A 24,177-nucleotide genomic window follows, 5' to 3' on the forward strand; every position below is an offset into this window, starting at 1 on the left:
ATATGAGCAAATTATACACCATATATAGTGTTTTTCTAGGTTTTTTAATAAATAAAATAACTTGACAAGTTTAAAATCAATAATGACAAGTATTTATAAATTATTGGGATATAAAAAGAGAAAAGAAGAAAAACAAAAGTGCCCGCAAGTTCTGCACTTTTGTTAAAAAAATAGAATTAGAAATTGAAAATACTATGATTCAATATTTAACCAATCGGTGTGAAACACACCTTCTTTATCTATACGCTTATAGGTATGTGCACCAAAATAGTCTCGTTGCGCTTGAATTAAATTAGCGGGTAATACCGCAGAACGATAACTATCATAGTAGGCAATAGCTGCCGAAAGTGTTGGAACTGCAATACCTTGTTGTACAGCTAAAGACACCACATCACGTAATGATTGCTGATAAGCCTCAACTGTTTGATTAAAATAAGGTGCCAATAATAAATTATCGATCTCATTGTTATCAGTATAAGCATCAGTAATTTTTTGTAGAAACTGGGCGCGAATAATACATCCAGCTCTAAAAATTTTAGCAATTTCACCATAATTTAAATCCCACTGGTACTTATGAGATGCGGCTTTTAACTGCGCAAAACCTTGCGCATAAGAGATGATTTTACCCATATACAGCGCTTTACGAACCTTCTCTATAAGCACTTTCTTATCACCACTATATGGTTCGTTTTGCGGGCCTTTTAACACTTTTGCAGCCGAAATGCGCTGATCTTTAATAGCTGATAAATAGCGTGCAAATACAGACTCAGTGATTAAAGATAAAGGTTCCCCCAAATCCAATGCACTTTGGCTGGTCCATTTCCCTGTGCCTTTATTACCTGCTGCATCCAAAATCACATCAACTAAATAATTACCCTCATCATCTTTATGTCTAAAGATATCGGCTGTGATTTCAATCAAATAACTGTCTAATTCACCTTTATTCCAGTCGGTAAACACATCAGCTAGTTCATCATTAGTTAAACCCGCAGCATGTTTCAATACAAAATAGCTTTCAGCTATCAGTTGCATATCGCCGTATTCAATACCATTATGAGCCATTTTCACATAATGACCCGCGCCATTTGGTCCGATATAAGCGACACAAGGTTCACCATTAGCCTTAGCGGCTATTTTCTCTAATATCGGTGCAACTAGCTCATAAGCCTCTTTTTGTCCACCGGGCATAATTGAAGGCCCTTTAAGTGCACCTTCTTCACCACCAGAAACTCCTGTACCAATAAAATTAAAACCTTCATCTGAAAGCATTTTATTGCGACGAATGGTATCTTCAAAATAAGCATTCCCACCATCAATAATAATATCGCCTTTATCTAATAATGGACGTAGCTCATCAATCACCGCATCAGTCCCTTTACCTGCTTGCACCATAATAAGAATACGGCGAGGCTTCTCTAATGCATTGACAAAATCTTCAATGGTAAAGTAAGGAGCCAACTGTTTATCAGAATGCTCAGCCATGACTTGTTCGGTTTTATCTTTAGAACGATTATAAATAGCAACAGAAAACCCGCGACTTTCGATATTAAGTGCAAGATTTCGCCCCATAACCGCCATTCCAATAACACCGATTTGTTGTTTTGACATAATTTGGCTCCTTTATTAAACCTTTATAACCTTAACCATAAGGTTTTTTTTACAATATCTATAACGTACTTAAGTTTTATAAATTACGCTATATTCTGCCATAAAAAAAGCCGTATCAGAATACAATACGGCTATTTTTCATTACTTTAATAATATTTATTATCAACTGAACAAATCATGAACGCTTCATCATTTCAAAAAATTCATCATTAGTCTTAGTCATGGCTAACTTATCGATTAAAAATTCCATCGCATCAGTTTCACCCATTGGGTTAAGAATTTTACGTAAAATCCACATTTTTTGTAGCTCATCCGGTGAAGTCATTAAATCTTCTTTACGCGTACCAGAACGATTAAAGTCAATAGCAGGGAACACACGGCGCTCAGCAATTTTACGTGATAAATGAACTTCCATATTACCCGTACCTTTAAACTCTTCGTAAATGACTTCATCCATTTTAGAACCCGTATCAATCAGTGCAGTGGCAATAATAGTTAAGCTACCGCCCTCTTCTACATTACGAGCAGCACCAAAAAAGCGTTTTGGTCGATGCAGTGCATTCGCATCCACACCACCAGTTAATACTTTACCTGATGATGGAACAACGGTGTTATAAGCTCGAGCAAGTCGGGTGATCGAATCTAATAAAATAATGACATCTTTTTTATGTTCAACCAAACGTTTAGCTCGTTCAATAACCATTTCAGCGACTTGAACATGTCTTGCAGCCGGCTCATCAAATGTTGAAGCAACAACCTCACCTTTAACTAAACGCTGCATTTCGGTCACTTCTTCTGGTCGTTCATCAATCATTAAAACGACTAATTCACATTCAGGATGATTCACCGCTAAACTTTGTGCAATATTTTGTAGAAGCATTGTTTTACCAGCTTTAGGCGGTGCAACAATCAAACCACGTTGACCTTTACCAATTGGCGAGGCTAAATCAAGTACTCTCGCTGTGATATCTTCTGTAGAGCCATTGCCTCGTTCCATACGTAAACGAGAATTTGGATGAAGGGGAGTTAAGTTTTCAAAAAGGATTTTATTGCGGGCATCTTCTGGCTTATCATGATTGACTTCGTTAACTTTCAGTAAAGCAAAATAACGTTCGCCTTCTTTTGGTGGGCGAATTTTACCTGCAATAGTATCACCCGTCCGTAAATTAAACCGCCGAATCTGGCTTGGTGATACATAAATATCATCTGGTCCTGCTAGGTAAGAGCTGTCAGCAGAGCGTAAAAAGCCAAAACCATCTTGTAAAATTTCCAGCACTCCATCGCCAAAAATATCTTCACCACTTTTGGCATGTTGCTTTAAAATCGCAAAAATAATGTCTTGTTTTCTAAGGCGGGCAAGATTTTCAAGCCCCATTTTTTTCTCACCAAGCGCTACAAGCTCAGAGACAGAAGTGTTTTTTAATTCAGTTAAATTCATAATTTTAAAAATTCTTGAGGATAAAATTGATATGTTTGCAATTAATACTATTTGTGTATCTTTGTTTCATTTACTTATAAAAAATTCTTTCCCTTACAGCACATAAATTCAATCGATTACTAAGCTATTGATGATAATTAAAGATCTGTATGTAGAATTTCACCACTTTACCAATAAAAACAATGAATTTGTAGAAAGGAGTATTTGTAAGAAGCTCGCAATTTACACTAAAAATATCAATATGTCTAGATTTAATTGCATTAATTAGTCTTGTTTGTAAAGCCAAACAAAAAGAGCGGTACACAATGCACTACTCTCTTAATAATTATTATCTTAGTTTTTATTCAATTCTTAGTTCTTATGCAATATAAAGGCTATTTCATAATTGAGAATCGATAAAATTTTTAAGCTCCGCTTTAGATAGAGCACCGACTTGAGTCGAAACCACTTGCCCATTTTTAAAAATCAACAATGTTGGAATGCCTCGTATACCAAATTTAGGCGCTACATTAGGGTTTTCTTCAACGTTCAATTTGGCAATAATAATTTTATCATTATATTCCTGAGCTATTTCCTCCAGAATAGGAGCAATCATTTGGCAGGGTTGGCACCATGGAGCCCAAAAATCAACGAGTACAGGTTTTGCTGATTCATTAATTGTTTTATCGAATGTCTCTTCCGATAAAAGAACGATATTATTACTCATTTCTATCTCCAACATACTTTAACTTGACACAATAATAGATTACTTTGCATTTCTCGGCTAGTAATTATTATAATAGGACATAATTATTAGTGATGTCACGGTATTTAGTATGTTATAATCTCCAGATTCTGATAATTATATCTGCAACCATAATGATTCAATCATATCTTACCCAAACAACTTTTAGTCAATTTCCTCTTCATCCTTTGGTGTTAAAAGCACTTGAGAAAAAAGGGTTTGTTTACTGTACGCCAATCCAAGAAAAAACATTACCATTAACCACTACAGGGATCGATATTGCTGGGCAAGGGCAAACAGGAACTGGCAAAACAATGGCTTTTTTAGCCTCAACATTTAATCACCTGTTGAATCATAAACCTTTACCTGATCACAAAACCAATCAACCAAGAGCTATAATTCTTGCACCCACACGAGAATTAGTTGTGCAAATTTATCATGATGCACAAGCGTTATCTGAAGAAACAGGTTTAAAATTAGGATTAGCTTTTGGTGGCGATGGCTACGATAAACAATTAAAAATGCTATCTAACGGCGTAGATATATTAATTGCCACAACAGGAAGATTAATCGACTATGCTAAACAAAATTATATCAACCTAGAGGCGCTTCAAGTTGTCGTTTTAGATGAAGCCGATCGTATGTTTGACTTAGGATTCATTCGTGATGTACGTTGGATTTTCAAACACATTACGCCGCCACAAAAACGGCTAACCATGCTATTTTCTGCAACATTAACACATAATGTGCGTGAGCTCGCATTTGAACATATGAACAATCCACAGTATGTTGAAGTTGAGCCAGAACAAAAGATTGGTCACAGAATCAAAGAAGAACTATTCTTTCCATCAAATGAAGATAAATTAGCGCTTCTACAAACACTTATTGAAGAAGAATGGCCAGATCGCTGTATTGTGTTTGCTAATACCAAAGTGGCTTGTGAAAAGATTTGGCGACATCTTGTTGCTGATGGTCACCGTGTTGGATTACTCACTGGCGATATTGCTCAGAAAAAACGTTTATCAATTTTAGAGCAATTTACACAAGGTAATCTTGATATTTTAGTTGCAACCGATGTGGCTGCACGAGGTTTACACATTCCTAATGTGACCCATGTATTTAATTATGATCTACCTGATGATTGTGACGATTACAGACACCGTATTGGTCGTACAGGGCGGGCGGGAGCTGAGGGATACTCGATTTCCCTTGCCTGCGAGCGCTATTCGCAAAACTTACCCGCAATTGAAAAAGCAATTGATCATGCTATTCCCGTTAGCCAGTATGACCCTTCTGCATTATTAGTTGATTTACCAACGCCAAAACCTTTTCGGCGTCCATCACGTAGAAAGTCTACAAACTAGATAAGTAAACAGTGAGGTACAAGAATTATATATTCGTTACTATTTAATCTGACACCATATTTGCAAAAGTGAGCGTTGCTGGTTTTGAGATAAGATACTAAATCTACAATTAAAAATATGGTATATCAGCTTATGTTTGAGCTAGCAATTGTAGTAGCTTAAACATGAGCTAACAGACACTAACTATTCATTAGAATTTATGTTAACAAAACACAGAACCGATGAGTAAAATAAATTCTGCAGTGACTTTTCCTTAACTAGCGCCTTTGGCACCTAACCAAGTTTGCCAAGGCGTTTTACCTTAACAATACTTGTCTCAATGAGCTATTTCTTTATTATAAAATTGAAGCCATTACTCAATTTTCTTTTTATTTTCAGATGATTAAGTGCAGATATTGCGTCTAAACATAACATCATAATATTCAGCTTTCATTGTTTTATTGAATCATTTAAAAATACCACTAGACTAAAGGAGGTAAGCTTTGGTTTCTGTATACTCAATATCCTCAGTTAAACTATTTTTCCGTGTACACTTTGGCAAAAAAGCTTTGAATAATTATTGATAAAAACTTGTTAAGATGTTTCCCCAATTTCTTTGATGCATCCTACATAATAGATATCTTGCGCACATAAGTAGCCGAGATGCTGGCTCTCAATTTTACCATGAACCTCAAGACATACTTTTGCTTACCCAAGTGTTTGCAACTGGTTTTCTATCAATACATGGCTTTCTTGAGCTACTTTCATTTCTAGGGCAATTAAATGTTTTTTAAACTTTCTAAATCGTAGTGCAATCAAATTGAGTACGCACACTACCTGAAATATTCCTTGTTGACGCAATTGATTATCAACTTGATGTTAACCACCGCTTATTTAATATGCGACTTATTTCCTAAAATGACAGCTATCTGACTTGCTTATTGCGTGCTAGCATGCATTATAAAATCAATGATAAAGATAAAAATTGGCATAAACTTGACGGGTATATTATTTGAAGTACAGATAAAGATAAGGATGATAATAACCAACATATCAGTGTTAATTTAAATATCAAACAGTCAAAAATTAAAGCCATTAATGCCAGTTCTGATGAACCACCACTGATTACCTTTTACCGTAACCAAATGAGCGTTATATTTAATAGCACGAATAATCAACCTTTCATTTAGTTTAGGGAGCAACGAAAACAACTACCACATCACTAAGTGGAATAGATTTACTTTCTTCCCAATTTAATGTGCATATTTGATGCACCACAAGCCTTTATTGGCGAATAATGTGATGCTAGCAGAGAAAAATGTTACCTACAACAAAGCGTGATTCGGCAGGCGATTCTTTTTACTTAAATAGTTAATTTGCGTTTGTTTAGTACTTGGTACTATTTTGTTAATGATTATTGTATTAAAATTAACTAATGAAGTAAAAAAAATCATCATGATAAACAGGTTAAAAAACTATAACTCACTATGATACTTGCAATTGATGTCTATTACATTAATGACCGAGCCAAATCGGTTGGCGTTTTATTTAATCATTGGACTGATTCGAAAAATGCGGTTGAAAGCTTAATCATCGATTATCAAGATAATGTTGCGCCTTATCAATCTGGTCAATTTTATCAACGTGAATTACCTTGCATAATGTCACTGCTTAATAAAGTTGATTTAAGCCAGATCTCAACCATCGTTATTGATGGCTATGTCCATTTGAATGACGGTAAGATAGGCCTTGGTGGGCATTTGTATAATGCGTTAAACAAAATGATCCCAATTATTGGCGTTGCTAAAAAGCCTTTTGCGGGGAATAGTGAATATTTGATTGAAGTTATTCGTGGTCAAAGTAAACACCCACTATATGTAACGTCAATGGGTATATCGTTAGAGCGTGCAGCAGAAAATGTGCAATCAATGGCGGGTAAATACCGAATGCCTGATTTACTCAGCTATTTAGATCAACAAACAAAATTATTTAAACATGAAAAGTAAAGTCATCTAGTTAGTTATCATTCGCCGGCTTGCGCCGGCGATGATTGCAAGTTTAATTATGCTTCGTTCCAACTATCTCTTAAGCCCACTGTTCGGTTAAACACTAGCTTATCTTCAGTTGCAAATTTGCTATCCAAGCAAAAGTAACCTTCGCGCTCAAATTGGTAAGCATGCCCAATATCCGCATGTTGTAAGCTTGGTTCAACAAAGCCTTGTTTAATTACCAAAGAAGTCGGGTTAATGGTTGATAAAAAGTCTTCCGCTGCACCTGGATTTGGTGTGTTAAATAAGCGATCATACAAGCGAATTTCAGCAGGTTTGGCAAACTTTGCTGAAACCCAATGAATAACACCTTTCACTTTACGCCCATCTTCAGGGTTTTTATTTAACGTAGCGGGATCGTAGCTGCAATAAATCGTTTGAATATTGCCTTCGGCATCTTTTTCAACGCGATCAGCTCGGATAACATAAGCATTACGTAATCGCACTTCTTTACCTAATACCAAACGTTTGTAATTTTTGTTGGCTTCTTCTCTAAAATCAGCGCGGTCAATATAGATTTCACGTGTGAATGTGACTTCACGGTGACCAAGTTCAGGACGATTAGGATGATTTGGCATACTGAGCACTTCATCAAGGTTTTCTGAAAAGTTTTCAATAACCACTTTAACCGGATCAAGCACAGCCATTGCGCGTGGTGCGTTTTCGTTAAGATCTTCGCGAATACAAAACTCAAGGGTGCTCATTTCAACCGTGTTTTCTTGTTTTGTGACACCAATTCGGCGACAAAAGTCACGAATAGAGGCTGGTGTATAACCTCGACGACGTAATCCCGATACGGTTGGCATACGTGGATCATCCCAGCCATCAACAATTTTTTCGGAGACTAATAAGTTTAATTTACGCTTAGAAGTAATAGCATATTCTAAATTCAATCTTGAAAATTCATATTGGTGAGGGCGAGCTGCAATCGTAATATTATCTAAAACCCAATCATATAAGCGACGATTGTCTTGGAATTCAAGTGTACAGAGTGAATGCGTGATATTTTCGATCGCATCAGAAATACAGTGGGTAAAATCGTACATTGGGTATATGCACCATTTGTTGCCTGTTTGGTGATGCTCGGCAAATTTAATACGATATAGCACCGGATCGCGCATGACAATAAATGGCGAGGCCATATCGATTTTAGCACGCAGGCAGGCTTTTCCTTCTGCAAATTTGCCTTCTTTCATTTGAATAAAAAGTGCTAAGTTTTCATCAATACTACGATCACGATATGGGCTATTTTTGCCGGGTTGAGTGAGTGTTCCTCGATATTCACGGATTTCATCAGCTGACAACTCATCAACATAAGCAAGCCCTTTATTGATCAGCTCAATTGCATATTCATATAGTTTGTCAAAATAGTCAGATGAATAACAAATTTCGCCATCCCACTCAAATCCTAACCAGCGAACATCTTGTTTAATTGATTCAACATACTCTATATCTTCTTTAGCTGGGTTGGTATCATCAAAACGTAAATTACATTTACCTTGATAATCTTGTGCAATACCAAAATTTAAACAAATGGATTTAGCATGGCCAATATGTAAATAACCATTAGGTTCTGGAGGGAATCGGGTATGTGTTGTTTTATATTTTCCCGCCGCTAAATCAGCATCAATAATTTGACGAATAAAGTTAGTTGGACGATTATCTGTCTCGGCCGGTAATGAACCGCTCATAAAAAACCTCTGATGATATATTGATTAATAACAAATTTAGAATATTAGCTTTGTCATTACTTGTAATGTTAATCGGAGAATATAACAAATTTTTCCTATTTCTGAAACGGAAAACAAGCTATTTGCAACGACAAAAATGGTTTTTAAATAAATCTTTTAATTAAAACAGACCGTTATTGCATCCAAAAGCACGATCTTTTACAAAAAACAGCAAAATAAAAACTTCAATAAAATCAATAGCTTTTCTGACGCATTTTTACAAGGTGCGATAAAGAACAATTGTTTTAAGCATCACCTGATTTTAACGAAACCACAAATCTTGCACCACCAAGCGGGCTGGTTACAACAAAGGCTTTGCCATCATGAAATTCTGCCATTAATTTTACATAAGCTAAACCAAGCCCATAACCACCGGTTGAGCGGGTTCGACTAGTATCAAGCCGAGCAAAGGGCATAAAAATCTTTTCGCGCGCATCAAATGGGATTCCGGTACCATCATCATCAATCTCAAAGATGACTTGATTTCCTTGTTTAGTGATATTTAAAACCGCTTTATGTGCTGCATATTTAAAGGCATTTAGTAACAAATTTTTAACAATCGTTTCAACTAAATTAGTATCAATTATCGCTTGCACATCTTGGCAATTACAAGTGAGTTCAAATCCTTTTGGCTTAAATAATGTGAGTGATTGGCAAATTTTGTCACCCCACGCTTTTAACGATACGGGTGTTAGGTTTAGTTCAATATTACTTTGTTGCATTTTGAAGTAATTTAAACTAGCCGTAATTAATGTTTCAAGCTCGTTAATATCATCACTCATGCCTTTTTGTAAAAGTCGTTTTTCTTGCTCGTCGTTAGACTCTTCCAGCATGCTAAGTTCAAATCGCATACGTGCAAGCGGTGTGCGTAATTCATGCGCCATGGCATGAGATATCGTTTGATTAGTGCTCACTAAGTGTTCTATATGCGTTCCCATATTATTTAATACATTAGCAAGCGGCTTAAATAACCAGCCTTTTACATTTTCAGTTCGTGCTTTTAAATTACCTTGCCCAAGTTGTTCGGCAGTTTGTCTAATATTAACCAGATCTTTCCAAACCGCACTAAAAGCCAGATAAATTAAAATAAAAAAGATGATTGCACTAAATAATGCCCAAATAATCAAAAATAGGGTTAATGACATGGTGTTGGATGCCAAAATATCCCGCACAACTATTGGGCCTAATTGGAGCAAATGCCCATCTTTTAAATCAATATAAACGACCTCTTTGTCACTATCATAAGAAAACCCAAGCTTTGCTAGCTCGTCAAGCACCACTTCGGATAACGGAGTATTTACAGGCAGTACTTTGATAGGATAAGCAAAATAGGGTTGTAGTTCGTTAACCACTTCTTGAAGAGGGCGATCTTTATGCTGGTTGATTTGCATACGAATAAGGTTTACCGTGCCACGCTGAGATTCTCGAAACACAATATGATCATCCGGTATATCCGTTAATGAAGAAGGTAATGAATCAAATACGAGTAAAGCACCATAAGCAATAATACTTTGTAGCAGTAGTAAGATGACGAGATAGAATATAATTCGGCGATTAAAAAATAGCGGTTTAGCTAATAGTTGGCTCAATGGCTGTCTCCTTCTCGCATAAATAAATACCCCTTTCCTCGAACTGTTTTGATGCGTGATGGGTTATCTGGATCATCGAGTAATTTTCGTCGAAGCCTTGAAACTCGTGCATCAATTGAACGATCACTACCATCAAAATCGATACCTCTGACCTGAGAAAAAATGTCATCTCGAGATAAAATGATCCCTGCATTATGCGCAAGCAACCATAACAGATCAAATTCAGCGGTGGTTAAATCAATTTCTTGCTCTTGCAGTAGTACTTTGCGGTTTTCACCATCGATAACTAAATTATCAAATATAAGGGTTTTATTATTGTGTGGCACAATCCATTCTTTAGTATGCTCTTTATCCGTTTCTATCTGTTTTCGGCGGAATAAAGCCCGTATTCGTGCCAACAATAACCTTGGCTCAACAGGTTTTGCCAAATAATCATCAGCCCCTAATTCAAGCCCAACAATTTCATCAATATTATCTTCGCTAGCCGTCATGATGAGAATATAGTTAGTAAACCATGTACGTATATCACGACAGATATCAAAACCCGTTTTTTCAGGAAGCATGACATCTAATATCACCAAATCAGGATTAAGTTGTTGAATTTTTTCTTCGGCTCCTTTACCACTATTATGCCATTCCACAAGGTATCCTTGGCGAATTAGATAAACTTGAATCAAATTGGCTAGCCGTTGATCATCTTCAATGATTAATATACGTTCACTCATTATGCGCTCTTAATTACGTAGCTGATATTTAGAGGTGCCTCATTATACAGACATTTTATTGGCCGTTACAAAACATATACAAAGAGTCTACAAAGTTTATTGCCACTCTATGAGAAAATCTGCGCCAATATTTATAAATAGACTAGTTTTATATCAAATCAATATGGATGCTTTTTCATCAATAACAAATTCCCTTTCTTCTCCAAATTATACACAACATAAGACGCCCATTGTCTTGTGTGATTTTGATGGAACCATTAGTGTAAAAGATGTGACAGATACATTACTGAGCCACTTTGGGCAAGCTGGTTGTGATGAACTTGAAGAATTGTGGGTAAGTGGCAAAATTGGCTCTCAAGAATGTATGAGCAAACAAATTGCATTAATGGATGCAAGCCTTGATGAACTCAATGAAGTCTTATCTCAAATTGAAATTGACGCGGATTTTAAATCTTTTATTAATTATGCCGAACAAAACAATATTCCTGTTCACGTGGTTAGCGACGGGCTAGATTATGCAATTGAGTTTATTTTAAAACGTCATGGCATTGCGCGTTTACCTATCTTCGCCAATAAATTGATGCATAATGATTTGCGCAGTTGGCGTCTAGAGTTCCCTTATGCGAATAAAGACTGTATTAAACAAAGTGGCAATTGCAAATGTCATCATGTTAAAAAACAGCAATATTTTCCGCAAATACTCTATGTCGGCGATGGCACATCAGATTACTGCGTGTCACATCATGTTGATTTTGTGTTTGCCAAAGATAAACTAGTTAATTATTGCAAAGAAAATCATATTAATCACTGCAAAATTACCAGCTTCGCAGAGGTAACCACCGCATTAAAACAGGCTAAACATGCTGTTATCCCCGTCACGATGGTAAAATAACAAGGAATACTAATGAGTACAATTCAAGATTTATCTTACTTTTTACCTGGAAACAGAAATGGCGTGCTATTAATTCATGGTTTAACTGGCACTCCCAATGAAATGCGAATTTTGGCCAATGGTTTACATAAAGCAGGATTTACGGTTTATGCCATCCAACTCGCTGGGCATTGTGGCACCGAAGAAGATCTGTGTAAAACAACATGGCAAGATTGGTATAAAAGCGTGCAAGATGGTGCTGATTATTTAGCCCAACATGTCGATAATGTGTTTGTTGCAGGGCTGTCAATGGGCGCTTTGCTAGCACTAAAATTAGCAGCTGACAGACCTGAGCAAATCAAAGGCGTTGGTGTGTTAGCGCCGACATTTCGTTATGATGGTTGGAGCATGCCATTATGGGCAAAAAAACTCTTTTTCTTGTTAGTTTATTTTAAGAAATTAGGTATTTTTCAAAAAAAAGTTTTTATCGAACAACCGCCTTATGGGCTTAAAGATGAACGTATTCGGGCGGTAGTGTCTGAAAGCATGTTAAGCGGTGATGCCGCCTCAGCAGGGCTTGCGGGTAACCCTTTTCCGGCTCTTGCTGAGATGCAGTTATTAGCAAAACATATGCGCAAGCAATTACCCAAAGTCATTTCACCTTGCTTAATTATGCATTCTGGTAATGATGATATCGCCAATATAGAAACTAATGCAAAATTGGTTGAAAAACAGGTGTCAGGGCCAACAAAATTGGTGGTATTAAATGATAGCTATCATTTAATTACCATCGATAGCCAGCGCCGTGAAGTGATTAAGGAATGCGCCTCGTTCTTTGATAATATAGCAGAAGGAATAAAAGCATAATGTCACCATTAGTTATCATACTTTGGGTTTGTAATATCTGTTTTGATACATTAGGGCAAGTTGCTTTTAAATTTGCAGCCATCGCACCCAATAATCGTGATGGTTGGTATTACTGGCTCGATTTATCTAAAAATAAGTGGATTTGGGTTGGGATTATATCCTACGTTGCTGAATTTTTACTATGGTTAGCCTTTTTAACCTTAGTTCCTCTTTCTCAAGGGGTGTTACTTGCTTCATTTAATATCATTACTATCATGGCGGTTGGGCGCATTATTTTCAAAGAACTACTAACTATTTACCGCTTAATTGGAATGCTATTAATTACTGCTGGTGTCGTTTTTGTAGGGATGTCTTAATATGGCTAGATTCTATGTTATTGGTTTTTCTGTATTGCTCTTTTTTGACACAATTGCGCAATGCAGCTTCAAATTGACGGCTATTGAGGCTCAACCGCTAGAAATGAGCATTGAATGGCTAATTCGCGTATTTACTAATCCTTGGATTTATATCTCAATAGCAGGGTATATTCTAACTTTCTTTACTTGGATGACGCTATTAAAAAAAGCGCCAGTAGGCCCAGCTTTTGCCGCATCACACTTTGAAGTCGTTACGGTGATGATTGCGTCAATTTGGTTATTTAACGAACAAGTCACCTTGTTCAAATTCGTTGGCACCATACTCATTGTTTCTGGAATTCTATTTTTAGCTATCGCTGAAAGTAAATTGGCTAAACAAGAATCCAGCAATCAAACCCAATAAAAATAATTACTCAAAAAAAGCAGGATTATACTCAAACCTGCTTTCCTTGAAATTTTTTATAACGACAATGCTAATGCGTTTAGTAATGTCAAATTTAGCTGATGCTGTTCTTGTTGCCACTCATTTAGCTTGTCAGATGAAATAATGGGTTGCTTATCTAATGAGCTTAAAAAACGCTTAAACCAACTCGATGGCTGCCATATTGATAACTCACCAGTGATATCACTACCAACAATGCGTTGTTTAATTGAGGAAATCGTATCTAATAAATGGTAAGTTTGCAACTGACCTTGATCCCAATTAGTATGGATCACCTCTTCGCTTAATACATCTTTATCAATCGATAAGTAAATGGGCTGGGCACAATGGTATTGTTCCGATAAAAAACTGGCAATGAGATCATCTGGCGATTCAAAATGTCGAAACGCGTGAGCCAAACCGATTTTTCTCGCCCAAGCGGTATTGACGTTTAAACTCCAGTAAGTGAGCTTTTTATGGAAAAGCGGTGCCCATCTGTTTTCCCAAAAATGAGTAAGCCCAATATCATTAGAGGTAATACCAAGCACATGTACATGACTAACAAAAGGCAAACTTGCCACATAGCTAACCCATGAACCACAATGAATGCCAAATAAATAACGCATATTATCGGGGTGGTTATCAAAAATCACAACTTGAATTGGATTTTCGGCTGAATATTGTTTAGCGAGATTTTCAATTAATAATAATGAAATATGGTGATAATCGCCACTGCCCATAAGTACCGTGCCATAATTTTCAGGCAAAGATTGTTCTAGTAATGATTGAAATTGTTTTAATTTTTTTTCACTGCAACCAAAGCGAATACTCTCTTGCCAGTTATTAACATCAATTGTTTTGGCATCATTAATCTGACCGACGCTGTGATCAAAATTGAGTATAATTGGGGAGGTCATGCTACTTTCTCCTTGTCACTTTCAAAATGACCAATGAATTTGCGTAATATCACCCGTAATAATGGATTTCGGATATAAACTAAATGCTTTGATAATGTAAAACTAGCGCCAAGAGAGGCTTTAACTTCTGGATCGGTCCAACCGGCAATATAATGACTAAATCCTTGCTGTAGCGCATATTCAAGATTAAAAAACCAACTAACATAGTAGAGGTTTAACTCTCTCGCTTTGGGATAAACCATACCAATATATTTATCTACCAACATATTGTTAACAACAAAACAGATATTATAACCGACTAATTGATCATCATCATAATAAGTAACAATATGCGCATTTCTCGTTTTACTCTGTAATAACTGCGTAAAAAAGGGTTTGGTAAGTAAATCAAAATGCACTTCGCTTTGCTGATAGACATTAAGATAAAGTTGATAATACTCATCTAAAACAGCATCGTTAAAAAAAGATTCATCACCACTATGCAAAACCTTGATACTCAGTTTTTCGCGTGAGCGTAGTTTACGTCTGAAATTTTTACGGCGACTATAAGAAAAACGCGATAAAACTTCATCTAAGTTTTTAAAATCAATCGGCACCCAAGCTAATGCTTGACCTTCTACTTCGATAAATCCTTGTTCTTTTAAGGCTGAAATAAATTGTGTTGAATATTGATTATCTTTTTTACTCAATAAAGGAGATGCAGACGGTATATCTTTGATAATCATAAAAGGATATTGCTTCGCATAGGCTTTTTTAAGATTATTCGCCAACTCATTAGCATCAACATCATTAGTCAACAACGCATTTTCAGAAACCGTCGATCCCACAAAACAAGTTTTGGGTTGTAACCAGTGACGCCATTTTTTTGAAAATGGTAATTTCTCGATTTTATTTTTAAAATTGTCATCAGCAGTAGTAAGTAAATCGAACTTAGCAGAAAAAACAGGCACACCATCTTCACTCAACCAAGCTGAAAAATCTTGTGGTGGATGAGTTAAAAAATTGTCGATTAATTCATTCGGTTCTAACTGATTGATGTATTTCATAACAATATAACGAGTAATTGATTCAATTCGATAAGAAGCCCCGCCAATAAAATTGACGGGGAAAATAGGAATAAGTGATTAAAGTTCTTTTTTAGCACGTGTAATAAGTTGATCGAGTAATTCAATACCTTGATCAATCTCTTGACGAGAAATATGTAACGATGGAGCAAAAGTAATGACATTTTTGTAATAACCACCAATATCAAGTACTAAGCCCATTTTTTTACCATTCCAATCAAGATCACCTGACATACCAATATCAACCATCTTATCAACTAAAGCTTTATTGGCAGTAAAGCCATCTTCAGTACAAATTTCAGCACGAAGCGCTAAACCTAGGCCGTCAACTTCACCAATTTCTTTATGTTTCTTCTCAAGTGTTTTTAAACCTTCAAGGAAGTATGCACCGCTTTCCATTACCATTTTTTCGTAATCCGTTTCAGAAGTCATTTTTAACACTTCAAGACCAACTGCTGTACCTAATGGGTTAGAAGCAAATGTGGAATGGGTTGAACCAACAGGGAATACTTGTGGATTAATTAACTCTTCACGTGCCCATAAACCACCCAGTGGGTTAAGACCATTAGTTAATGCTTTAGCAAACACCACAACATCAGGTTTAACATCAAAGTGTTCAATAGACCAAAGTTTACCCGTACGATAAAAGCCCATTTGGATTTCATCAACGACTAATAAAATACCATACTGATCTAAAACTTTCTTAAGACCTTTAAAGTAATTACGCGGCGGTACAATATAACCACCAGTTGCCTGTAAAGGCTCAGCATAAAATGCGGCATATTCTGCTTGCCCCACTTTTGGATCCCAAACACCGTGGTATTCGGTTTCAAATAAACGCGCAAATTCAGCAACTAAATGTTCACCATACTCTTCTGCTGTCATGCCTTTAGGGCGACGGAATGAATAAGGGAATGGAACAAACATGGCACGATCACCAAAATGACCATAGCGACGACGATAACGGTAACTTGATGTAATTGATGAAGCACCTAAAGTACGTCCATGGTATCCACCTTGGAAAGCAAACATTAATGATTTACCACCCGAGGCATTACGAACTAATTTTAATGAGTCTTCAATACATTGTGAACCACCTACATTGAAATGCACTCGACCTTCGTAGCCAAAGCGTTTTTCCATACCTTGAGCAATGGTTTTAGCTAATTCAATTTTAGTTGGGTGCAAATATTGGCTGGCACATTGTGGTAAGGTATCAATTTGTTTTTTTAGAACGTTGTTTAGGCGTTCATTAGCATAACCAAAGTTACATGCTGAATACCACATTTGTAGATCTAAGAAAGCTTTGCCTTCTTTGTCGTACATATAGCTACCTTCACAACCATCAAAGATTTTTGGCGGTTCAACGTAATGAACAGTATCACCAAAAGAACAATATTTTGCTTCATCTGCTAACAAAGTCGCATCATCAGGGCGACTATTAATCATCTCTAAAGTTGGTTTACTCATAATTTATCTCACTAATCCATATTCAAACACGATAAAGTGTGGCATTATTATTAAAGAAAATGGATTGTAACAATGTACGATTAGTGTATAGATTTTGTGACGATAACCCCGAAAGGCAAAATTATTGCAATAATTGTCTTGAGTCATATTGCGAGAAGTGGGTATCAGAATGAAAAATTTAAGCTGCATAATTTCAATCTTATCAATGTTTCCTTTAGGGTATACTCAAATTGCATCAGCCGATCCCACATCATTAGGTATCGGCTTAGGCTGGTCTAATTCCCCCTATAAGAGTTATCGCTCAAGCTTCTATCCTATTCCTCATATTGATTATGATAATGGTTCCTTTTTTATTGATGATCTATCTACCGGTATTTACGCATTAAACGACGATAATCAAAGTCTATCATTTGGTGCTCGCTATCTTGCTAATGAATTTAAACCTCATGATGCTAACAATCACATGCTAAAAAAACTTAACAGCCGTCACTCTACTTTATTGGCAGAAGTAAATTACGATATCATTACTGATTGGGGGATTTTTTCAAGCAGTATTGGCGCTGACGTTCTTGGTAAAAGTCACAGTATCTTAGTGAATACTGACTATACCGTGCCTTACATACAAGGTAATTTAATTGTTGCGCCCACGATTGGTATTAATTGGGCTAATAGTAAACATAATGCCTATTATTATGGCGTTTCTCATAAAGAGTCTTCACGTTCAGGTTTGCGTTATTTTAATTCAAATAGTTCTGTTACGCCTTACTTTGAAATTGGTGCACAATATTCTTTAACCGATAATATTGCTACTTTCGGTGGCATTCATATTGATGAACTGACAGGCGATGTAACTAACAGCCCAATGATTGATAATAATGTAACAGCCTCAATTTATGCAGGTGTATCTTATAATTTTTAATTCATAAACATCGATACTGACAATGAAAAGATAACGACTTGTTACGCACTATCAGTTAGTATCAGTTTAAACAAAATAAAATCTTCATCACAAAATTCAGGAAATAGAAAAGTATGCTTTGGTTTAAAAATGCCATAATTTATCAACTCAATAGTGACACGCTACTTAATAAAGATGCGATAGAAAAAGCCTTAAAGTCTCACCCTTTTACCCCCTGCGGTAATTTAGATACCACAAAGATGGGATGGGTTTCGCCTTATCATGATAATAATCAAGATGATTTGCTTGTCGATATGCAAGGGCATTTATTATTACGTATCAAAAAAGAAACTAAAATATTACCAGCTCCCGTCATCAAACAAGCGCTATTAGAAAAAATTGATAAACAAGAGCAAGCACTAAGTAGAAAGCTCAGTAAAAATGAAAAAGCCACTTTAAAAGACGAAGTTATGATTGATTTGATGCCAAGAGCATTTAGTAAATATAATCACTATTGGCTATGGATCGATACGCACAATAAACGCATTATTGTTGATTGTAGTAGCTTTAAACAAGCTGAAGATATTTTAGCAATTTTACGCAAAGAGCTTGGTTCACTAGCATTAACGCCATTGTCTATTGACAAACCACTTGAACAAATCATGACCACATGGGTTAAAGAGAATCTGAATTTACCACCATTTGTATTAGGTGATCAAGCCGAACTTAAAGATCCTCTTGAAGGTAATGGGATTATTAGTTGTAAAAATCAAGATATCACTAGTGATGAAATGCGCATCCATTTTGATTTAGGGAAATGGATAACTAAGATTAAAATTATTGATGAAAGAGGCATAAGCTTTATCATTAATAGCGATTTAACATTTAAACGAATTAAATTTGATGCTATTATTTTAGACGAAAATGAAGATATAGGATCAGATGAATTTGATAAAAAGCTGGAAGCAGACTTTTTTATTATGGCTAATACCTTAGCCAATACAATTAATGACTTTTACCTGACAATTAACAAAATTATTTGATAAAACTATTTAAAAATTTTCATATCATGATGGCAATAAATATAGCTTTGCCCATTATCTATGCTATACTAGCGTCAGATTATGTGTAGCATAATTATATAAAAATAAGTAATTGTTCTTTTTATTTGAAGTAAATTTTAAGCAACAAAAAACTAAACATCGTCTATAACAACATATAAGTTGAGGCAATAAAATGAAAAAAACAACCCTAGCTCTAGCAATCGCAGTTGCAAGTTTAACAACCACTGCAGCTAACGCAGCATACGAAGACAACACTTTTTATACAGGTGCTAAATTAGGTTGGTCAGAGCTTTATCGATTAGATGCAAATAAAGTTCGTGGCTTTGATAAAGATGAAGTTGGTATTAAGACTGGAGAACGTAGCAATGTTGCTGGCGGTGCTTTTCTTGGTTACCAAGCAAACCCTTATTTAGCCGTTGAATTAGGCTATGACTGGTTAGGATCTGCTAAATATAAAAGAAAGTGGAACGACGATAAAACTAAGGCTGGTAATAGCAAAGTATCTGCTCAGGGTGTATCTTTGACAGGTAAATTAAGCTATCCAATCGTTGACGGTTTTGATATCTATGGTCGTGCAGGTGGGATGGTAACTATAGCTAAATGGAAAAATGGTGGCGATACGAGAGAAGTGTATGGCCACGGTGGTACAAAAAATCATCTATCTCCAGTTTACGCATTAGGTGTTGATTATCGTTTTGCGGAAGACTTCTCTACTCGTTTAGAATACCAATATGTTCAACATATTCGCACTAAGACTGACGCATCTCCAGATGCTGGTACTGTAACCTTAGGTATTACTTACCGTTTAGGTGCACCAGCTGTTCCAGCACCAGTTGAATTAAAAACTGAAGTAAACCGTTATGTGTTAAATGAAGATGTACTATTTGCTTATGCAAAAGCTGACTTAAAAGCTGAAGGTCGTCAAGCATTAGACAACTTACTTACAAATCTAGTTAAGATCAAACCAACTGAAAGTGCTATCGTAGTAATTGGTCATACTGACCGTATTGGTTCAGTTAGCTACAACCAAAAACTATCAGAACAACGCGCTAATTCAGTAATGAAATACTTAGTTGCCAATGGCGTGCCTTCTCACGTTATCAGTGCACGAGGTATGGGTAAATCTCAACCAGTTACTGGCACTAAATGTAATGCGCTTCGTGGTGCTAGCTTAAAAGCTTGTTTAGCTCCAGATCGCCGTGTTGAAATTGAAGTTAAAGCACTTAACGAACAAGAAGTTGAAGTAATTAAATCAACAAAATAATCTTTGTTTCTTAACTTATTGATTAAAACCCAGTTAAAAACTGGGTTTTTTTATCTATCTTTTTTGTTAACAACTAAATTATATATCACCTTAGAACTACAAATTATCCACAAAAAAGATTATAATGCTTTACGATATTGTTAGTAAGAAAAGTTGAAGGAGTTGCCGTGCCTACCGCTATTTGGCAAGATTGCCTTTCGCAATTACAAGAAGAAATCCCTACAACGGAATTCAATTTATGGATTCGCCCGTTGCAAGCGGAAATGGTCGATAATAAACTCTATATTTATGCGCCAAATAGGTTTGTCCTAGATTGGGTAAAAAATAAATATTTACCCACCATTAGCCAATTATTAAATAAACTTTTTAATGATGATTCTCTAAAATTATTTCTTGAAGTTGGCTCAACCATATCCACTGATAAAAAAGTCCAAAGTAGCCAACGTAAAGCAGATGTTGTGCCTGCTTGGAAAACAACAAAGGAAACAAAGAATAATCATGTCTACCATTCAGGTATAAACCATAAACATACTTTCGATAGCTTTGTTGAAGGTAAATCAAACCAGCTTGCAGTGGCCGCGGCCAAACAAGTCGCTGAAAATCCAGGCAAAGCTTATAACCCTTTGTTTTTATATGGTTCTACCGGTTTAGGTAAAACACACTTATTACATGCAGTGGGTAATCAAATAATGGTAGAAAAAAACAATGCCAAAGTTGTCTATATGCATTCTGAACGATTTGTGCAAGATATGGTCAAAGCATTGCAAAATAATGCGATTGAAGAGTTTAAAAATTATTATCGCTCAGTCGATGCATTACTTATTGATGATATCCAATTTTTTGCAAATAAAGAGCGATCTCAAGAAGAATTTTTTCACACATTTAACTCTTTATTAGAAGGCAACCAACAAATTATCTTAACCTCTGATCGTTATCCAAAAGAAATTAATGGCGTTGAAGATCGCTTAAAATCACGTTTTGGTTGGGGGCTAACCATCGCAATAGAACCGCCCGAACTTGAAACTCGGGTTGCAATTTTAATGAAAAAAGCAGAAGAAAATAAAATAAAATTGCCCGAAGAAGTCGCTTTTTTTATTGCTAAACGATTACGTTCCAATGTTCGTGAGTTAGAAGGGGCACTTAACCGAGTCATCGCTAATGCTAATTTTACGGGGAAAGCTATTACCATTGATTTTGTTAAAGATGCCTTAAAAGATTTGCTAGCTTTACAAGAAAAACTGGTTACTATTGAAAATATACAAAAGACGGTTGCCGAATATTATAAAATTAAAGTATCAGATTTACTTTCTAAACGCCGTTCTCGTTCTGTTGCAAGACCAAGGCAGGTCGCTATGGCGCTTGCAAAAGAGCTTACTAATAAAAGCCTGCCTGAAATCGGTGATGGCTTTGGTGGCAGAGATCACACAACGGTATTGCATGCATGTAGAAAGATTGCAGAATTAAAAGAAGAAAGTAATAATATAAAAGAAGATTACTCCAATTTAATTCGAACTTTATCAACTTAACAAAGAATCAATACTATGAAATTTATTATCGATCGTGAAAAACTGATTAAACCATTGCAGCTTGTCAGTGCACCTTTGAGTAGTCGCCCAACACTACCAATTTTGGGAAATTTATTATTGCAAGTAAGTGATAACACACTATCAATGACTGGGACAGATCTTGAAATAGAGATGATATCTCATTTACCATTGATTGAGGCAAGCGAACCGGGTGCAACAACTGTGCCGGCTAGAAAGTTTCTTGATATCTGCCGAAACTTACCCAATGATGCTCAAATTTCGATAAGCGTTGATGATAACCGATTGGTGATTCAATCTGGTCGTAGTAAGTTCTCTTTATCTACTTTACCTGCTAGCGATTTTCCTAATTTAGAAAACTGGCAAAGCGATATTGATCTTTCCGTTCCACAAAAAACTATAAAACGGCTAATTGATGCTGTTCAATTTTCTATGGCTAACCAAGATGTAAGATATTACTTAAATGGTATGTTATTTGAAATTGAAGATGGATTATTAAAATCAGTTGCAACAGATGGTCATCGACTAGCCGTATGTGCCCAGCCAATTGAACAGGATATTAAAACAGCTTACTCTGTCATTTTACCAAGAAAAGGGGTACTTGAACTTGCCAAACTAGTAGGTGATAACGACGAATTAATCACTATGCAAATTGGTAATAATAATTTGCGTGTTAACCTTGGTGACTTCACTTTCACATCAAAACTGATTGATGGAAGATTCCCCGATTACAAACGCGTATTACCACGCAATCCCGATAAACCACTTGAAGTATCCTGTGATGAGCTTAGAAACGCCTTATCACGTGTTGCGATCTTATCTAATGAAAAATTCCGTGGTATTCGACTTTACGTCCATAATAATCAGATAAAAATCACCGCAAATAATCCAGAACAGGAAGAAGCAGAAGAAGTCATTGACGTCAAATATGCATCATCAGAGCTTGAAATTGGCTTTAATGTAACCTATTTACTTGATATATTAAACACATTGAAATGTGATAGCGTACAACTGTTATTAACTGATGCAACATCCAGTGTACAAATTGAAGATATTAATAATCAATCCGCCACTTATGTTGTTATGCCAATGCGCTTATAATCAACCACATCTAACTTTCCGGTTTCGGCCGGAATAATATAAGCATATGACTCTTTCAAAAATCCAAGTTCATCATTTCCGTAATATTGCTTATGCACAACTGTCTTTATCGCCACACTTTAACTTTATTGTTGGTGATAATGGAAGTGGGAAAACCAGCTTGCTTGAAGCTATTTACATGCTTGGCCACGGGCGTGCATTTAGACATACACAATCCAATCGAATTATCCAGCAGGAGCAACCTGAACTTGTGTTATTTAGTGAAATAAAAAACACCAACCAACAGGTTCATTCAATTGGTCTTGCAAAATCACGTAATAGCAATAATAAAATCAAAATAGATGGTGATGAAGGCTTTCGATTAACCGATTTAGCCAAATTATTACCCATACAATTAATTACACCTGAAGGGTTTGATTTATTGAGTGGTGGTCCCAAATATCGTCGCGCATTTATTGATTGGGGATGTTTTCATCATTATCCAGAATTTGTTCATTTATGGAATAATCTAAAACGCTTATTTAAACAGCGCAATGCATTATTAAAGCAATCCCATAGTTATAATCAATTATTACCTTGGGACAAAGAACTCGCTCCCATTGCTGAGAAAATTAGCCACATTAGAGCGGATTATTCACAACAGATTTTCCCTGAAATTATAAAAACTTGCCATGACTTTTTACCCGAATATCAGCTGAATTGCCAATATTATCAAGGTTGGGAACATGACACTGATTATGCTGAAATATTAAACAAGCACTACGAACGAGACAAGCTGCTTAACTACACATCAGTAGGGCCGCATAAAGCTGATATTCGGTTACGTGTCAGCAATATTCCTGTTGAAGACTTATTATCCCGCGGTCAATTAAAGTTATTAATGTGCGCTTTACGTTTAGCTCAAGGCGAATATTATTCAAAGCAAAATACTCAATCTTGTGTTTACCTAATTGATGATTTTGCCTCTGAACTCGATAACAATAAACGAGAACTGTTAGCCAAACGTTTAAAATTAGCTCATTCACAAGTATTTATTACCGCAGTTAACCAAGCGCAAATTACCCATATGATCGATGAAAATGATAAGATTTTTCACATAAAATCTGGTATAATTTCGTAAATTTATAGAATGATA

The 24,177-nt window shown here is 35.9% G+C and carries 21 protein-coding genes; 12 read left to right on the forward strand and 9 right to left on the reverse strand.

The features are described 5' to 3' along the window. Positions 1-192: 192 nt before the first annotated feature. The 3 genes from gndA to trxA all read right to left on the reverse strand — a co-directional run bounded on the left by gndA (position 193) and on the right by trxA (position 3,752). Positions 193-1,608 carry an NADP-dependent phosphogluconate dehydrogenase gene (gene gndA / locus A9G42_RS01725; RefSeq protein ID WP_065588422.1) on the reverse strand — a complete coding sequence of 472 codons (1,416 nt, stop codon included), beginning with the start codon at positions 1,606-1,608 and terminating at the stop codon, positions 193-195. Positions 1,609-1,783: 175 nt separating this feature from the next. Continuing rightward, entirely contained in the window at positions 1,784-3,046 is a 1,263-nt protein-coding gene (gene rho, locus A9G42_RS01730) for a transcription termination factor Rho (RefSeq protein WP_034910472.1), read from the reverse strand. 379 nt (positions 3,047-3,425) lie between these two features. Then, positions 3,426-3,752, reverse strand: coding sequence for a thioredoxin TrxA (trxA, locus tag A9G42_RS01735; protein ID WP_065567314.1), 327 nt, complete (start codon positions 3,750-3,752; stop codon positions 3,426-3,428). A gap of 152 nt (positions 3,753-3,904) precedes the next feature. On the opposite strand from trxA, the gene rhlB reads away from it, so the two are divergent. Beyond that, positions 3,905-5,134: an ATP-dependent RNA helicase RhlB gene (rhlB, locus tag A9G42_RS01740; RefSeq protein ID WP_065652461.1), complete on the forward strand. Its 1,230-nt coding sequence runs from the start codon at positions 3,905-3,907 to the stop codon at positions 5,132-5,134. 1,466 nt (positions 5,135-6,600) lie between these two features. Beyond that, positions 6,601-7,119 carry an endonuclease V gene (locus A9G42_RS01745; protein WP_065568374.1) on the forward strand — a complete coding sequence of 173 codons (519 nt, stop codon included), beginning with the start codon at positions 6,601-6,603 and terminating at the stop codon, positions 7,117-7,119. A gap of 56 nt (positions 7,120-7,175) precedes the next feature. Here A9G42_RS01745 and glnS read toward each other — a convergent pair whose 3' ends face one another. From glnS to A9G42_RS01760, 3 genes are all read right to left on the reverse strand, one after another. After that, positions 7,176-8,852 (reverse strand): glutamine--tRNA ligase, encoded by a 1,677-nt coding sequence (glnS, locus tag A9G42_RS01750; protein WP_065652462.1) that lies wholly within the window; start codon positions 8,850-8,852, stop codon positions 7,176-7,178. 284 nt (positions 8,853-9,136) lie between these two features. Continuing rightward, the gene (locus A9G42_RS01755) at positions 9,137-10,480 is read right to left on the reverse strand and encodes an ATP-binding protein (protein ID WP_065652463.1); all 1,344 of its coding nucleotides are present in this window, start codon (positions 10,478-10,480) and stop codon (positions 9,137-9,139) included. Continuing rightward, positions 10,477-11,205 (reverse strand): response regulator transcription factor, encoded by a 729-nt coding sequence (locus A9G42_RS01760; protein ID WP_065568377.1) that lies wholly within the window; start codon positions 11,203-11,205, stop codon positions 10,477-10,479. The genes A9G42_RS01755 and A9G42_RS01760 overlap by 4 nt, the downstream gene beginning before the upstream one ends. Positions 11,206-11,314: 109 nt before the next feature. Here A9G42_RS01760 and A9G42_RS01765 point away from each other — a divergent pair, with 109 nt between their 5' ends. The 4 genes from A9G42_RS01765 to A9G42_RS01780 are packed head-to-tail and all read left to right on the forward strand — an operon-like array spanning position 11,315 to position 13,702. Further along, positions 11,315-12,097, forward strand: coding sequence for an MtnX-like HAD-IB family phosphatase (locus A9G42_RS01765; protein WP_218837737.1), 783 nt, complete (start codon positions 11,315-11,317; stop codon positions 12,095-12,097). Between the two features lie 12 nt (positions 12,098-12,109). Next, the gene (locus A9G42_RS01770; protein WP_065568378.1) at positions 12,110-12,943 is read left to right on the forward strand and encodes an alpha/beta hydrolase; all 834 of its coding nucleotides are present in this window, start codon (positions 12,110-12,112) and stop codon (positions 12,941-12,943) included. After that, the gene (locus A9G42_RS01775) at positions 12,943-13,299 is read left to right on the forward strand and encodes an EamA family transporter (RefSeq protein WP_065652464.1); all 357 of its coding nucleotides are present in this window, start codon (positions 12,943-12,945) and stop codon (positions 13,297-13,299) included. Before A9G42_RS01770 ends, A9G42_RS01775 begins: the two co-directional genes overlap by 1 nt. A gap of 1 nt (position 13,300) precedes the next feature. Beyond that, a complete protein-coding gene (locus tag A9G42_RS01780; protein WP_065652465.1) occupies positions 13,301-13,702 on the forward strand; it encodes a DMT family transporter in 402 nt (133 codons plus the stop codon). 56 nt (positions 13,703-13,758) lie between these two features. Here A9G42_RS01780 and A9G42_RS01785 read toward each other — a convergent pair whose 3' ends face one another. The 3 genes from A9G42_RS01785 to A9G42_RS01795 all read right to left on the reverse strand — a co-directional run bounded on the left by A9G42_RS01785 (position 13,759) and on the right by A9G42_RS01795 (position 17,171). Then, positions 13,759-14,637 (reverse strand): arginase family protein, encoded by an 879-nt coding sequence (locus tag A9G42_RS01785; protein ID WP_065652466.1) that lies wholly within the window; start codon positions 14,635-14,637, stop codon positions 13,759-13,761. Continuing rightward, positions 14,634-15,683, reverse strand: coding sequence for a GNAT family N-acetyltransferase (locus tag A9G42_RS01790; RefSeq protein ID WP_065582130.1), 1,050 nt, complete (start codon positions 15,681-15,683; stop codon positions 14,634-14,636). Before A9G42_RS01790 ends, A9G42_RS01785 begins: the two co-directional genes overlap by 4 nt. Positions 15,684-15,761: 78 nt before the next feature. Then, positions 15,762-17,171 carry an aspartate aminotransferase family protein gene (locus A9G42_RS01795; RefSeq protein ID WP_143426076.1) on the reverse strand — a complete coding sequence of 470 codons (1,410 nt, stop codon included), beginning with the start codon at positions 17,169-17,171 and terminating at the stop codon, positions 15,762-15,764. Between the two features lie 169 nt (positions 17,172-17,340). Here A9G42_RS01795 and A9G42_RS01800 point away from each other — a divergent pair, with 169 nt between their 5' ends. The 6 genes from A9G42_RS01800 to recF all read left to right on the forward strand — a co-directional run bounded on the left by A9G42_RS01800 (position 17,341) and on the right by recF (position 24,162). Then, the gene (locus A9G42_RS01800) at positions 17,341-18,090 is read left to right on the forward strand and encodes a MipA/OmpV family protein (RefSeq protein WP_065568383.1); all 750 of its coding nucleotides are present in this window, start codon (positions 17,341-17,343) and stop codon (positions 18,088-18,090) included. 113 nt (positions 18,091-18,203) lie between these two features. Further along, positions 18,204-19,112 carry a recombination-associated protein RdgC gene (locus A9G42_RS01805; protein ID WP_065652467.1) on the forward strand — a complete coding sequence of 303 codons (909 nt, stop codon included), beginning with the start codon at positions 18,204-18,206 and terminating at the stop codon, positions 19,110-19,112. 193 nt (positions 19,113-19,305) lie between these two features. Continuing rightward, entirely contained in the window at positions 19,306-20,397 is a 1,092-nt protein-coding gene (gene ompA / locus A9G42_RS01810; protein ID WP_065588427.1) for a porin OmpA, read from the forward strand. Positions 20,398-20,564: 167 nt separating this feature from the next. Beyond that, positions 20,565-21,923, forward strand: coding sequence for a chromosomal replication initiator protein DnaA (gene dnaA, locus A9G42_RS01815; RefSeq protein ID WP_065652468.1), 1,359 nt, complete (start codon positions 20,565-20,567; stop codon positions 21,921-21,923). Positions 21,924-21,938: 15 nt separating this feature from the next. Further along, positions 21,939-23,042: a DNA polymerase III subunit beta gene (gene dnaN / locus A9G42_RS01820; protein WP_065652469.1), complete on the forward strand. Its 1,104-nt coding sequence runs from the start codon at positions 21,939-21,941 to the stop codon at positions 23,040-23,042. 46 nt (positions 23,043-23,088) lie between these two features. Then, positions 23,089-24,162: a DNA replication/repair protein RecF gene (gene recF, locus A9G42_RS01825; RefSeq protein ID WP_065652470.1), complete on the forward strand. Its 1,074-nt coding sequence runs from the start codon at positions 23,089-23,091 to the stop codon at positions 24,160-24,162. The last annotated feature ends 15 nt before the right edge of the window (positions 24,163-24,177 follow it).

It is taken from the genome of Gilliamella sp. Nev6-6, assembly GCF_001690605.1.
Lineage (GTDB): Bacteria > Pseudomonadota > Gammaproteobacteria > Enterobacterales > Orbaceae > Gilliamella > Gilliamella apicola_C.

What these genes read in the sequence shown, in the direction of transcription:
- gndA (WP_065588422.1), bottom strand. Translation starts at nt 1,608, where the DNA reads ATGTCAAAACAACAAATCGGTGTTATTGGAATGGCGGTTATGGGGCGA.
- rho (WP_034910472.1), bottom strand. Translation starts at nt 3,046, where the DNA reads ATGAATTTAACTGAATTAAAAAACACTTCTGTCTCTGAGCTTGTAGCG.
- trxA (WP_065567314.1), bottom strand. Translation starts at nt 3,752, where the DNA reads ATGAGTAATAATATCGTTCTTTTATCGGAAGAGACATTCGATAAAACA.
- rhlB (WP_065652461.1), top strand. Translation starts at nt 3,905, where the DNA reads ATGATTCAATCATATCTTACCCAAACAACTTTTAGTCAATTTCCTCTT.
- A9G42_RS01745 (WP_065568374.1), top strand. Translation starts at nt 6,601, where the DNA reads ATGATACTTGCAATTGATGTCTATTACATTAATGACCGAGCCAAATCG.
- glnS (WP_065652462.1), bottom strand. Translation starts at nt 8,852, where the DNA reads ATGAGCGGTTCATTACCGGCCGAGACAGATAATCGTCCAACTAACTTT.
- A9G42_RS01760 (WP_065568377.1), bottom strand. Translation starts at nt 11,205, where the DNA reads ATGAGTGAACGTATATTAATCATTGAAGATGATCAACGGCTAGCCAAT.
- A9G42_RS01765 (WP_218837737.1), top strand. Translation starts at nt 11,315, where the DNA reads ATGAGAAAATCTGCGCCAATATTTATAAATAGACTAGTTTTATATCAA.
- A9G42_RS01770 (WP_065568378.1), top strand. Translation starts at nt 12,110, where the DNA reads ATGAGTACAATTCAAGATTTATCTTACTTTTTACCTGGAAACAGAAAT.
- A9G42_RS01775 (WP_065652464.1), top strand. Translation starts at nt 12,943, where the DNA reads ATGTCACCATTAGTTATCATACTTTGGGTTTGTAATATCTGTTTTGAT.
- A9G42_RS01780 (WP_065652465.1), top strand. Translation starts at nt 13,301, where the DNA reads ATGGCTAGATTCTATGTTATTGGTTTTTCTGTATTGCTCTTTTTTGAC.
- A9G42_RS01785 (WP_065652466.1), bottom strand. Translation starts at nt 14,637, where the DNA reads ATGACCTCCCCAATTATACTCAATTTTGATCACAGCGTCGGTCAGATT.
- A9G42_RS01790 (WP_065582130.1), bottom strand. Translation starts at nt 15,683, where the DNA reads ATGAAATACATCAATCAGTTAGAACCGAATGAATTAATCGACAATTTT.
- A9G42_RS01795 (WP_143426076.1), bottom strand. Translation starts at nt 17,171, where the DNA reads ATGAGTAAACCAACTTTAGAGATGATTAATAGTCGCCCTGATGATGCG.
- A9G42_RS01800 (WP_065568383.1), top strand. Translation starts at nt 17,341, where the DNA reads ATGAAAAATTTAAGCTGCATAATTTCAATCTTATCAATGTTTCCTTTA.
- A9G42_RS01805 (WP_065652467.1), top strand. Translation starts at nt 18,204, where the DNA reads ATGCTTTGGTTTAAAAATGCCATAATTTATCAACTCAATAGTGACACG.
- ompA (WP_065588427.1), top strand. Translation starts at nt 19,306, where the DNA reads ATGAAAAAAACAACCCTAGCTCTAGCAATCGCAGTTGCAAGTTTAACA.
- dnaN (WP_065652469.1), top strand. Translation starts at nt 21,939, where the DNA reads ATGAAATTTATTATCGATCGTGAAAAACTGATTAAACCATTGCAGCTT.
- recF (WP_065652470.1), top strand. Translation starts at nt 23,089, where the DNA reads ATGACTCTTTCAAAAATCCAAGTTCATCATTTCCGTAATATTGCTTAT.